Genomic DNA, 12,445 nt, shown 5'->3' on the forward strand with positions numbered 1-12,445 from the left:
GGCCGCTCAGCCTCCGCCCGAATCCCCTGACTGACCGCTGCTGACCTCCGGTGGTACATCTTCCCTGGCCATGCGCTTGCGGAACAGTGCCGTGCGCGCCAGCAGCAGGGTCGTCACCGGCACCGTGATTGCCAGCAGTACCGGAATCAGCCAGGCATGGATCACCGGCTCGGACTTGAGCGCCGAAAAATAGACGATTGACGCCAGTGCCACGCACCAGGCACCCAGCGTCGATGCCAGTGCGGGTGGGTGCATGCGCTGGAAAAAGTCCTTCATGCGCAGCAAACCGAGTGCGCCGGTCAGCGCAAACAGACTGCTGACGATCAACAGCACAGCAGTCAGGACTTCGACCCAGAATGGCAGAGCCATTGGCGAATTCATTCGATCACCTCGCCGCGCAGCAGGAATTTGGCCAGGGCGAACGAACCGACAAAGCCGAACAGGGCAATCAACAGCGCTGCTTCGAAATAGGTGTCGCTGGCGTAGCGAATGCCTAGCACCAGCATCATCAGCATGGCGATGATGTACAGATAGTCCAGGGCCAGAACCCGATCCTGCGCCGACGGGCCTTTGAACAGGCGAACCAGCGTCAGGACCATGGCCAGCGCAAAGATCAGCAGGCTGGCCAGAATGGCATTACCGAGCACGGCACTCATTGGAAAATCTCCATCAACGGGCGCTCGTAAGCGGTCTTGAAGTGCGCGATGAAGCGGGCTTCATCGTCCAGGTCGAAAACGTGCATCAGCAGGACGCTGCGGTCCAGCGCCAACTCGGACCACACCGTGCCGGGAACCACGGTGGTGATCATCGACAACGCCGCCAGTCCGTTGGCATCGCGCAGGTCCAGCGGCACCTTGACGAAGGCGGAACGCGGCGGCCTGCGCTTGGCGTTCCAGACCGTCCAGCCCACCTGAACGTTGGAAACCAGCACATCACGACCCACGAGCAAAAACAGCTTGAGGAGGGTGCCCGGCTTGCGAATCCGTACGGGCAGTGGGCGTAGCGGGGCCATCAACAGCGGTGCAAGTACGCCGAACAGAATCGCCAGCAATAAATTGCCGGGGCTGATCGACAGGTTCAAAACCAGCCACAACACGGCCAATGCCACGGACAAGAATGGAGCCGGAAACAGGCGCTTCATGGTTGCACCGCCGATATTGCCGAGTCACTGACCGGGCCTGGCAGCGGGCGAGTGGCCATGACCGACTGGATATATTGCTTGGGCTCGTGCAGCGCCGCAGCGGTGTCCTGGGCATAACGCAGCAGCGGCTCAGCCTGGAACGTCAGGGCAACGCAGAGGCCCAGCAAAATCACGATAGGCAGGCATTCGAAGCGCCGCAGCAGCGGTGCCGGTTGCTCTTGCGGGGTCCAGAAGCGCTGGATACCGATCCTGGAAAACGCCAGCAGCGATGCCAGTCCGGAAAAAATCAGCAGGCCGGTGAACACCCAGGTCCGCGTCGCTATCGCTTCATCCTGAGCAACATCAAGCCCGAGCGGATTGAGCAGGGCGCTGAGCAGTGACAGCTTGCCGATGAAGCCTGACAGCGGCGGCATGCCGATAATCAGCAACGCCGAAACGATGAAGCTCAGACCCAGGAACGCCACCGTCATGGGTATAACCTGGCCGACCACGGCCTGCTGTTTGTCATCCAGGTTGGTGCCCGGTGGCGGGTGCAGGGATTCCATGGTTCTGGGCAACTGGTCGGCGTCGTCCTCCAGCGGAATTTCATTGGCCGAGCGGGACCGCTCGATCAATTCGGCCAGCAGGAACAGCGCGCTCAAGGCCAGGGTCGAGCTGACCAGATAGAACAATGCCCCGGCGGTCAGGCTTGGCTGAGCGAAGCCGATGGCCGCCAGGAGAATGCCCGCCGACACCAGAATACTCAGGCCAGCCATGCGCTCCAGGCGCTGGGCAGCGATGATCGAAACGGCAGCGGTGAAAATGGTCGCCATGCCGCCGTAGATCAGCCAGTCGCCGCCGAACAAGGCCGAGGCGCCTGCCTGTCCGGAAAACAGCAGGGTCCACAGGCGCAGCAAGGTATAGATGCCGACCTTGGTCATGATCGCGAACATCGCTGCAACCGGTGCACTGGCTGCCGAATAGGCCGGAACCAGCCAGAAATTGAGCGGCCACATACCCGCTTTGGCCAGAAACGCCACCGCAAGAATCGCCGCGCCAGCGTGCAGTAAGCCAAGATCCGCTTCCGGAACCTGCGGAATTTTCATGGCCAGGTCGGCCATGTTCAGCGTCCCGGTCACGCCATAAATCAGCGCGGCACCAATCAGGAACAACGATGACGCCAGCAGGTTGATCGCGATGTAATGCAGGCCCGCTGAAACCCGCGCGCGCCCGGAGCCGTGCAACATCAAGCCGTAGGACGCAGCGAGCAAGACCTCGAAGAAAACGAACAGATTGAACAGGTCGGCGGTCAGAAACGCACCGTACAGCCCCATCAGCTGGATCTGGAACAACGCGTGGAAGCTGGCGCCGGCCCGATCCCAGCGGGCGAGGGCGAACAGCAGGGCGCAGACGCCGACGATGCCGGTCAAGACCAGCATCAGTGCCGACAGGTGATCCACCACCAGGACGATGCCAAACGGGACTTCCCAGTTGCCCGGCAGGTACACGCCTATCGAGCCGGTGGTGCCGCTTTTCTGCACCCAGATGAACAGCGCGATGGAGATACCCAGGCCGAGCACGCTGGAAAACAGATTGATCCGCCCTTTTAACGGCCGATGCTTTTCGCCGAGCCAGAGCATGATCGCCGCCGTCAGCAACGGCAGCAGGATCGGCGCGACAATCAGTTGATTCATCCACGTCATTCTTTAGGCTCCCGGCCGTCCACATGGTCGGTGCCGGTCAAGCCGCGCGACGCCAGCAACAGCACCAGAAACAACGCGGTCATCGCAAAGCTGATGACGATTGCCGTCAATACCAACGCCTGCGGCAATGGATCGGTGTAGTGCAGCAAGTCTTGCGGCACACCGTCCTTGATGATCGGTTCACGCCCGATGAACAGACTGCCCATGCTGAAGATGAACAGGTTGACGCCATACGACAGCAAGCACAGGCCCATCACCACCTGAAAGGTTCGCGGGCGCAGGATCAGCCAGACGCCGGAGGCAACCAGCACGCCGATGGCAATTGCGATGACTTCTTCCATCAGACGGTTCCTTGTTCAGCGACGGGGGTCGGGACGGGCTTGGGCAGCGACGTCGGGCGATGACTGCGCACCGATTGGTGCGCCAGGGCGGTCAGGATCAACAGCGTCGAACCCACCACGACGGCGTACACCCCGATGTCGAAAAACAGCGCGCTGGCCACATGAATATCGCCCAGCCACGGCAGATTCAAGTGCGCGGTGTGGGTGGTCATGAATGGATAGCCCAGCAACATCGAGCCCAGGCCAGTCATGATGGCGAACAGGAAACCCGTGCCCATCCAGCGCAACGGCCGCAAGCGCATCTGCGCCTCGACCCACTGCGTACCGGCAACCATGTATTGCAGAATGAACGCCACCGACATCACCAGCCCGGCGACAAAACCGCCGCCCGGCTGATTGTGCCCGCGCATGAACAGGTACATCGACACCACGAAGGCAATCGGCAGCAACAGACGCACCAGCACGGCAGGCACCATCATGAAACCCAGCGCGGTATCGCTGGCGCTGCGCGGGTTGACCAGATCGGTGACCACATCCCGGGCCAGCTGGCGCTGCTGGGCAGGCAAGGGAATGCTTTCTTTGGGCGGACGGAAGCGGCGCAGCAGGGCAAACACGGTCAGCGCCACAGCGGCCAGCACGGTGATCTCACCGAAGGTGTCGAAACCACGGAAATCCACCAGCATCACGTTGACCACGTTGCTGCCACCGCCTTCTGGAATCGCCCGGCTCAGGTAGAACGACGAAATCACGTTCGGCGTGGCGCGGGTCAGCATGGCGTAAGACAGCAGCGCCATGCCGCCGCCGACCATTGTCGAGAGAATCAGGTCGCGAACCCGACGTGCTCTGGCCCGCGTGCGAGTGCTGACCAGCGGCGCCACATCTTCATTACGTCGTGGCAACCAGCGCAGACCGAGCAGAATAAGCACCGAGGTGACCACTTCCACTACCAACTGGGTCAGGGCCAGATCCGGCGCAGAGAACCAGACAAAAGTAATGCAAGTCATCAAGCCGCAGACGCTGACCATGATCACGGCCGCCAGGCGGTGATATTTGCCCTGCCATGCAGCGCCGAGTGCGCAGGCGATTGCGATCAGCCATAACGTGACGAACACCCCGGAGCCGGGGATTTTCGGTCGATCACCCCAGGTCAGACCGCTGAAATACATCGGGATGAAGCCACCGATCAAAGCCGCCAACACCAACAGGAACAGCTGCGGTTGCAGACGCCGTGTGCTGATCTGTCGCTCGAAGCGCCGTGCCCAGCGGGTCAACAGCACCAGGACGCGTTCGAACAGGCGCTTGCCATTAAGGCGATTGACCAGCGGCGGGCCGGCGAAGCGGTGCTGTTTGAACGACGGGCGCAGCAGCAGGTACAAGGCGATGCCGCCAGCCATGGCGATCAGGCTCATGATCATCGGTGCATTCCAGCCATGCCAGATTGCCAGGCTGTATTCAGGCAGCGTGCCGCCCACTACCGGTTGCGCGGCGGCCGCCAGCAACGGGCCGACAGAATGCGTGGGAAAAATCCCGACGATCAGGCAGGCCAACACCAGAAGTTCCACCGGCGCCCGCATCCAGCGCGGTGGCTCATGGGGCGTATGCGGCAAATCGGTGGCCTTGGGGCCGAAAAATACATCCACGGTAAAGCGCAGCGAGTACGCGACACTGAACACACCGGCGATGGTCGCGATGATCGGCAGCGCCATCTCGACCCAGGCGGACGAGGAGATAAATACGGTTTCGGCGAAGAACATTTCCTTGGACAGGAAGCCGTTGAGCAGCGGAACGCCGGCCATGGACGCACTGGCGACCATCGCCAGCGTCGCGGTATAGGGAATCAGGGTGATCAGGCCGCTGAGTCGGCGGATATCCCGGGTGCCGCTCTCGTGGTCGATAATGCCCGCCGCCATGAATAGCGAGGCCTTGAACGTGGCGTGATTGAGAATGTGGAACACCGCCGCCACGGCGGCCAATGGACTGTTGAGGCCCAGCAGCAAGGTGATCAGACCCAGATGACTGATGGTCGAATAGGCGAGCAAGCCCTTGAGGTCATTCTGGAAGATCGCCGAATACGCGCCCAGAATCAGCGTGCAAGCCCCCGCGCCGCTGACGATCCAGAACCATTGCTCGCTACCGGACAACGCTGGCCAGAACCGCGCCAGCAGGAAGACCCCGGCCTTGACCATGGTTGCCGAGTGCAGGTATGCGGAAACCGGTGTCGGCGCCGCCATGGCATGGGGCAGCCAGAAGTGAAACGGAAACTGCGCGCTCTTGCTCAATGCGCCAATCAGAATCAGCGTCAGCAGTACCGGATACAGCGCATGGGCGCGAATCATTTCACCGGATGCCAGCACCCGGTCCAGGTCGTAGCTGCCCACCACATGCCCGAGCAGCATCATGCCAACCAGCAACGCCAGACCGCCAGCGCCCGTGACCATCAGCGCCATATAAGCGCCCCGGCGCGCGTCGGCGCGGTGGTGCCAGTAACCGATCAGCAGGAATGAGAAAACGCTGGTCAGTTCCCAGAAAAACACGATTTGAATCAGATTGCCCGACATCACCAGACCGAGCATGGCGCCCATGAATGCCAGAAAAAACGCGAAAAAGCGCGGCACCGGATCATCCGGCGACATGTAGTAACGGGCATACAGGGAAACCAGCGTGCCGATCCCCAGCACCAGCATCGAGAACAACCAGGCGAAGCCGTCCATGCGCAGGGCGAAATTCAGGCCCAGGCTCGGCAGCCAGAAAAATTCTTCGCGAATCACGCCGCCATCGACGATTTGCGGGTACCACAAGGCCACCTGAATGGCGCCGGTCAGTGCAACCACTCCGGCAAGAATCGATTCAGCGTTGCGTGCGTTGTGCGGCAAAAGTGCCGCCAGACAGCTGCCAATAAACGGCAGAAGCAGTAGAACTATTAGGGACATAGGCTTCTAATCTGCGGGGAAATGTCAAGGATCATACGTGCTGGTCCCGGCATCACCAAACGCCAAGGTGTCGCAGAATCCTACAAGCTTTGTAGGCTGTAGTTCGTTGCGGCGAACAAATTAAACATTTTCGCAAGTCGAGAACGCCGGTATTGACCTCAATCGGCTTCGTTCAGACGCTCCGCTTCGGGTTGTTGCTGGATGGCCGTTTTGCCACGGCCTTTCATCTCGCTGACGATCACCCCGGCGACGATCAGAGCCGCGCCGAGCAAGGCAATGCCTGGCAAACGCTCACCGGCCAGGCGGCCGAAGATGCCGGCCCAGACTGGTTCCCCCGCATAAATCACCGTTGCGCGGGTTGGCGAGACAGTACGTTGCGCCCAGTTCATCGCCACTTGAATCACTGCACTCATTGCGCCAAGGCCTATGGCGCTGACTACCAGCAGCCATGAGAAGTCCGGCAGGCGTTCACCGGTGGGGACCACCATCAGGAATGACAGCAGCGACGCGGTAGCCAGTTGCACCACGGTCACCCGGCGCACGTCGACCTTGCCACCATAAGCGCTGATCAGAATAATCTCGGCCGCGATGGCGATGGCGCTCACCACTGTGGCGATCTCCCCGGAGCTGAACTGCAGTGACGCGCCCTCGGGGCCGGAAAGCAGCATCAGACCGGCAAACGCCAGGCCGATTCCCAGGCTGGGCATCAACCCCGGCCGCCGCCCAAGTACCAGCCACTGCAGCAGCGGCACGAACGGCACATACAGCGCGGTAATGAATGCTGACTGACTGCTGGGAATGGTTTGCAGGCCCATGGTCTGCAAGCCGTAACCGAGCATGATCGCCGCACCAATGGCGACGCCGGCCTTGAGTTCGACCAGGGTCAGCTCGCGCATGACATTCAATGAGAATGCCGCGACGATCAAGGCGGCAGCAGCAAAGCGCAGGCCGACGAAAAACATCGGTCCACTGACCGTCATGGCATGTTGCACGAGCAGGAATGTCCCACCCCAGATCAAGGTGATCAGCACCAATACCAGTTCCGCTTTGCTGAATCGTGGCTTCATCAGGGTAGACTTCATGCTTTCACCGGGCTGGATCGCCTTGCGTATCGCAAGGGCACAACGCATCATGCGTCAAAGGTGCGCAGTATACTGCGCAATCAGGTCAGGAGAGCAAATCATAGTGAATGACGACCAATCCCGACGCGCCCCCGTGTTGCAACACGTCAGTCAGAATGTGCGGCGCCTGCGTAATGCGCTGGATTTCAGCCAGACGGCGCTGGCGGAAAAATCCGGGGTCAGTCGGCGCATGTTGGTGGCGATTGAAGCGGGGGAGAAGAACGTCAGCCTCGCGACGCTGGATCGCGTCGCCGAAGCGCTGGATGTCGCGTTCAGCGACCTGATTCAGGCGCCGGAAGGACGTGACCCCAGCCGCATCAACGAAATAGCTTGGGCAGGTTCGATTCCCGGCAGTCGTGCGGTGTTGTTGGCCAAGGCCACTGCTCGCCGTGAAGTGGAACTGTGGGAATTCTCCCTGGAGCCCGGCGAAGTCTATGAGTCCGAAGCGGACCCGGATGGCTGGAGCGAACAGGTGTATGTCGTGCATGGCCATTTGACTATCAAGCTGACAGACGAGATGCGCCAAGTCGGGCCGGGTGAATTTTTCATGTTTGCCAGCAACCAGCCCCATAGCTATCGCAATGAAGGCGAGGTTACCGTGCGCTTTGTGCGCAACGTCGTGCTGTAGCGCGAGACTGATGACTGTTCGCTGCGCTACAGCAGATCAACAGTTTGTGTACCAAAGGCTACTTTGCAAATCCCGACGCGAGGTTATTCTGGCGTTGATTCTGTTGATAGCGGCGTTCAACTCCAGTTTCAAGGCCGGGCACGGCCTGTGCACTGTCATCTGGATCGACGCCACCCGAGCGCGGCCTTTCAAGGTGAAACCCCAATGATCTCCCCGATTCAGCAAGCCGTTGACCCTTCCCATAGCGCCGACATTCTGGTGGTCGGCGGCGGTTTGAGCGGCAGCATGCTCGCCGTGCAACTGCTGCGCCTGCCCGGTACGCGCCGGATCCTGATTGTCGAACCACGGGAAGAGCTGGGTCGGGGAGAAGCCTACAGCGCCATCGAACTGGGCCATACCCTCAACGGCAACGCGGCGCGGATGAGCGTTGATCCCGACAATGCCGATGACCTGACTCAGTGGCTGACCGATTTCATCGCGGGCGGCGGTTGGCCTGAGTCCGATCAGCAGCACGTGCCGATTGCCGAGTTGTTTCCGCCACGGGGCATTTTTGGCTTGTATGTGCAACAGCGTCTAAGCGAAGCGCGGGCGCTTGGCGCGACTCGGGGTTCCTCGGCAGAGCATGTGCGCGGCGAAGTGGTGGATCTGCACGTCAGTGAAACCGGGGTGACGCTCGATCTCGCCGACGGTCAGCGACTCACAGGTCGCCACGCCGTGCTGGCGACCGGTATGTATGCCGCTGCGCGCACGCCGCAACGTGAATCCAGCGGGCTCAACGCAGCGGCCGTCGACCCATGGGATGTCAGTGCCATGCGCCAGCTCGATCCTCAATCCCGAGTCTTGATCATCGGTTCGGGTCTGACCATGGTCGATGCGGTGGTGTCGTTGCAGCAGGCCGGCCATCGCGGCCCTGTGGACATATTCTCGCGTCACGGGCTGCTGCCCCATGTGCGCCGTCAACCGCCGAGCTGGGTGGACTTTCTCGCCGAGGACCCGAGCATTCGCAGCACCCGGCAACTGATGCGCAAGTTGCGCGAGCAATGTGAATTGGCTATCGAGAACGGTATCGACTGGCAAGCGCCGCTGGACACGGTGCGAGCCAATATTGGACGGCTTTGGAATCAGGCGACTGACGTGCAGCGTCGCCAATTCGTACGCCATGTGCGGCCTTGGTGGGAAAGCCATCATCACCGTTCGCCACCGAACGGCGCGGCAGTGCTGAACCAGCTGATCAAACAGGGGCGAGCGACTATTCAGGCGGCTTCCTTACAAGGTTTTGAAATGCTTCCTTCAGGTCAGCTGCAGATTCGCATTCGTCGGCGCGGCGAGCAGCAAACGTCACGGGTGACCGGGGATGCGCTGATCAATTCCACGGGCATCGAATACGACTGGCGCCGCGTCGACCGCCCGCTGCCTCGCCAGTTGCTCGCACGCGGGTTGATTCAGCCGGGGCCGCTGGCATTGGGAATCGCAGCGGACCCGGGTGGGGCAGTGCTTGATGCGCAAGGGCAAGTATCCTCGCGGCTGTTCGCCATGGGCCCGCCATTGCGTGGCATGTGGTGGGAAAGCACCGCAGTCACCGACGTCGCCCTTCAAGCCAAAGCCCTCGCCGCGCGGTTGGCGTTGTTGGAGCGAGGCTTGCCCGCGAAGAACGATGACGCGGTGGACCTGCTCGACCGAGGCGCCTGATTCGCAGGTCGGAACGCCGCTCGCTCCAACGGGCCGCGTCGCCATAATTGTTATTCCCCTTCAAGCAACTGCGGCCCCGGCCCTTGCTCGCCCAGCTTATCCCCCCAGTTGCGCAGCGGGCAGGCGTCCATCGACAGGCAGCCGCAGCCAATGCAGCCTGTCAGCTGGTCGCGCAGCGCGGTGAGTCGATTGATCCGGTCATCCAGTTCGGTTTTCCATTGCGCGGACAGTTTTTGCCAGTCGGCGGCAGTGGGGGTGCGACCTTCGGGTAGGGTTTGCAAGGCCGCGTGGATGCTGGCCAGCGGCAGCCCCAAACGCTGGGCCACCTTGATCAAAGCCACGCGCCGCAGCATTTCCCGGGGATAACGCCGCTGGTTGCCGGCGTTGCGCTGACTGCTGATCAAACCTTTGCTTTCGTAAAAGTGCAACGCCGTCACGGCCACGCCGCTGCGGGTCGCCAGTTGGCCGACGGTGAGCTGTCGATTGGGGTTTTTCGGCTTGGCATCGTTCATGGCGATTTGCTGCTTGACCTCTAGTTAACTAGAGGTTTTACCCTTCGAGGCCTGAGTTCGCAATCGACTTTGGTCAAGACAGTGGAGAAATGACATGACGCAACCTGTGAGTCACCGCCTGGTCAATCAACTTATCGAGTTCACCACCGACTCCCGCCAGCAGTCGGCGTTGGTCGCAGCGCTGCTCGATCAGGTCGAGCGTTTCACCTGCACCTATCCGGGCTTTATCAGCGCCACGGTTCAGGCCAGCGACGACGGCCAACGTGTGCTTAATCAAGTGTTGTGGCAATCAAGGACGGCCAGTGAAGAAGCCCTGCGCAATGCCGAGCAGGACTTCACGGCGTTCCTGTGCGAACACCGTGTCACCGCAGTCAACTTCAATGCCTATCAGGTGCTGGGCCGTGTCACCCCGACCCGCTAGGCGAGGTTCAGACCGAAAGCTGCATCAGCCGGTCGCCTTGCAGGTTTTCACCGGGACGGCGTTTGTTGACGGCCAGTTCGCCGATAGTGATCAGGCGCGTACGGGTGACGTTGCGGCTCAGGCCCAGCAACGCGGCGGTGTGCACCTGATTGCAGTGGCTGAAACGATAGGCCGCGCGCAATAACGCGTCCTCGACCTTTTCATGCAGCGCGCCGGCCTGTTCTTCGAACAGCTTCTGGAACGCTCGGTTCAGCAAGGCTTCGGCCGAGTCGTCAGGGGCGGCTGCGTCTTCCTGACGCTCGATGCGCAGGTTGGATAAACGCAGATCGTCACGCTGAATCAGGCCATCGCGACACACCAGCAAGGTGTGATGGATGACATTTTCCAGTTCGCGAATGTTGCCCGGCCAACTGTAGCTTTTGAGTTTTTGCTCGGCTTCGGCGCTGATGCGAATGGAACCGTAGCCCAAGCGGCGGCTGTAAGCCTCGATGAAATGCCGGGTCAACGGCAGGATGTCGCCGGGACGTTCGCGCAACGGTTGCAGTTCCAGATTGACCACATCCAGCCGGTAATACAGATCCTCGCGGAAATGTCCGGCGTTGATGGCCTTTTCCAGCTGCACATTGGTGGCCGCCAGCACCCGGACGTTGATCGGAATGCTTTTGCGCGAACCCAGACGCACCACTTCGCGTTCTTGCAGCACGCGCAGCAACTTGACCTGGATCGGCATCGGCAAATCGCCGATTTCATCCAGGAACAAGGTGCCGCCATTGGCTTCTTCGAACCAGCCCGCCTTGGCACTGAGGGCGCCGGTGAAGGCGCCTTTTTCATGGCCAAACAGCTCGGCCTCCACCAGCGATTCGGAAAAGGCCCCGCAATTCACCGCAACGAACGGCTGATGACGCCGTTCGCTCAGATTATGGATATGCCGCGCCACCAATTCCTTGCCGGTGCCGGTTTCGCCGATGATCAACACGCTGGCATCACTGGGCGCCACCTGCTGCAAATGCGCCAGCAGGGCTTTGGATTTCGGGTCTTCGAACACCTGCGCGGTGGCGCGGATCGAAGTGGCCAGTGCCGGATTCGGTGGCAACGTCAGTAAGTGCATAGGGTTCACTTCTGCGGCGGTAGATCGTTGGCGATCATTTCGCCGAACGGTCCGGTCAGGTTGGTGATGCCGCGTCCGGCCAGGCTGCGATACGGTTCCGGCAGCAGCGGGAAAACCAGTTCGGCGAAGCGATAGGCTTCTTCCAGATGCGGATAACCCGAGAAAATGAAGCTCTCGATGCCCAGGTCGGCGTATTCCTTGATGCGCTCCGCCACTTCCTGAGGGTTGCCCACCAACGCCGTGCCCGCACCGCCACGCACCAGGCCGACCCCGGCCCACAGGTTCGGGGCGATTTCCAGGTTGTCGCGACGTCCGTCGTGCAAGGCCGCCATGCGCCGCTGGCCTTCGGAATCAAAGCGCGAGAAGGACTTCTGCGCCGCAGCGATGGTTTCGTCGCTGATGTGCTCGATCAGTTTGCTGGCGGCTTGCCAGGCTTCGGCGCTGGTCTCGCGCACGATCACGTGCAGGCGAATGCCGAACTTCACGGTGCGGCCTTTGCGTGCCGCGCGTTCACGGACATCGGCCAGCTTTTCCGCCACCGCAGCCGGCGGTTCGCCCCAGGTCAGGTAAACGTCCACTTGCTCGGCGGCCAGATCGTGGGCGGCCTCGGAAGAACCGCCGAAGTACAGCGGCGGATAAGGTTTCTGAATCGGTGGATACAGCGCTTTGGCGTTCTGTACGCGCAGGTGCTTGCCTTCGAAATCCACGGCTTCGCCTTGCAACACCCGACGCCAGATCTGCAGGAATTCGTCAGTGACTTCGTAGCGCTCGCTGTGATCGAGGAAGCTGCCGTCGCCACGGTTTTCGTCCGGGTCGCCGCCGGTCACGACATTGATCAACAGACGCCCACCCGACAAGCGATCCAGGGTCGC

Annotated in this window: 13 protein-coding genes; 3 read left to right on the forward strand and 10 right to left on the reverse strand. The window is 61.2% G+C overall.

The features are described from left to right. Window positions 1-6: 6 nt before the first annotated feature. The 7 genes from CFII64_RS14515 to CFII64_RS14545 all read right to left on the reverse strand — a co-directional run bounded on the left by CFII64_RS14515 (window position 7) and on the right by CFII64_RS14545 (window position 7,176). Window positions 7-381 (reverse strand): Na+/H+ antiporter subunit G, encoded by a 375-nt coding sequence (locus CFII64_RS14515; protein WP_044901396.1) that lies wholly within the window; start codon window positions 379-381, stop codon window positions 7-9. Then, window positions 378-656 (reverse strand): K+/H+ antiporter subunit F, encoded by a 279-nt coding sequence (locus tag CFII64_RS14520; protein WP_020291549.1) that lies wholly within the window; start codon window positions 654-656, stop codon window positions 378-380. The genes CFII64_RS14515 and CFII64_RS14520 overlap by 4 nt, the downstream gene beginning before the upstream one ends. Further along, complete coding sequence (locus tag CFII64_RS14525; protein ID WP_020291550.1) at window positions 653-1,141, reverse strand: Na+/H+ antiporter subunit E; 489 nt, start codon at window positions 1,139-1,141, stop codon at window positions 653-655. Before CFII64_RS14525 ends, CFII64_RS14520 begins: the two co-directional genes overlap by 4 nt. Then, on the reverse strand, window positions 1,138-2,823 hold the full coding sequence (locus CFII64_RS14530; protein ID WP_020291551.1) for a monovalent cation/H+ antiporter subunit D: 1,686 nt from the start codon (window positions 2,821-2,823) through the stop codon (window positions 1,138-1,140). Before CFII64_RS14530 ends, CFII64_RS14525 begins: the two co-directional genes overlap by 4 nt. After that, window positions 2,820-3,164, reverse strand: a complete 345-nt coding sequence (locus CFII64_RS14535; protein WP_020291552.1) for a Na+/H+ antiporter subunit C — start codon at window positions 3,162-3,164, stop codon at window positions 2,820-2,822. Before CFII64_RS14535 ends, CFII64_RS14530 begins: the two co-directional genes overlap by 4 nt. Beyond that, window positions 3,164-6,094 (reverse strand): monovalent cation/H+ antiporter subunit A, encoded by a 2,931-nt coding sequence (locus CFII64_RS14540; protein WP_044901397.1) that lies wholly within the window; start codon window positions 6,092-6,094, stop codon window positions 3,164-3,166. The genes CFII64_RS14535 and CFII64_RS14540 overlap by 1 nt, the downstream gene beginning before the upstream one ends. A gap of 158 nt (window positions 6,095-6,252) precedes the next feature. Then, a complete protein-coding gene (locus tag CFII64_RS14545) occupies window positions 6,253-7,176 on the reverse strand; it encodes a DMT family transporter (RefSeq protein WP_044901405.1) in 924 nt (307 codons plus the stop codon). A 103-nt stretch (window positions 7,177-7,279) separates the two neighbouring features. On the opposite strand from CFII64_RS14545, the gene CFII64_RS14550 reads away from it, so the two are divergent. Then, a complete protein-coding gene (locus CFII64_RS14550; RefSeq protein ID WP_020291555.1) occupies window positions 7,280-7,843 on the forward strand; it encodes a helix-turn-helix domain-containing protein in 564 nt (187 codons plus the stop codon). Between the two features lie 204 nt (window positions 7,844-8,047). Then, window positions 8,048-9,532, forward strand: coding sequence for an FAD/NAD(P)-binding protein (locus CFII64_RS14560; RefSeq protein WP_020291557.1), 1,485 nt, complete (start codon window positions 8,048-8,050; stop codon window positions 9,530-9,532). A 50-nt stretch (window positions 9,533-9,582) separates the two neighbouring features. Here the strand turns inward: CFII64_RS14560 and soxR are convergent, their stop codons facing one another. Continuing rightward, window positions 9,583-10,044, reverse strand: a complete 462-nt coding sequence (soxR, locus tag CFII64_RS14565; RefSeq protein ID WP_020291558.1) for a redox-sensitive transcriptional activator SoxR — start codon at window positions 10,042-10,044, stop codon at window positions 9,583-9,585. Window positions 10,045-10,138: 94 nt separating this feature from the next. On the opposite strand from soxR, the gene CFII64_RS14570 reads away from it, so the two are divergent. Next, window positions 10,139-10,465, forward strand: coding sequence for an antibiotic biosynthesis monooxygenase (locus tag CFII64_RS14570; protein WP_020291559.1), 327 nt, complete (start codon window positions 10,139-10,141; stop codon window positions 10,463-10,465). 7 nt (window positions 10,466-10,472) lie between these two features. Here the strand turns inward: CFII64_RS14570 and CFII64_RS14575 are convergent, their stop codons facing one another. Next, the gene (locus CFII64_RS14575; protein WP_020291560.1) at window positions 10,473-11,573 is read right to left on the reverse strand and encodes a sigma-54-dependent Fis family transcriptional regulator; all 1,101 of its coding nucleotides are present in this window, start codon (window positions 11,571-11,573) and stop codon (window positions 10,473-10,475) included. 5 nt (window positions 11,574-11,578) lie between these two features. Next, window positions 11,579-12,445, reverse strand: an 867-nt coding sequence (locus CFII64_RS14580; protein ID WP_020291561.1) for an LLM class flavin-dependent oxidoreductase, incomplete at its 5' end; no start/stop codon positions are given.

This window comes from Pseudomonas sp. CFII64 (genome assembly GCF_000416235.1).
Lineage (GTDB): Bacteria > Pseudomonadota > Gammaproteobacteria > Pseudomonadales > Pseudomonadaceae > Aquipseudomonas.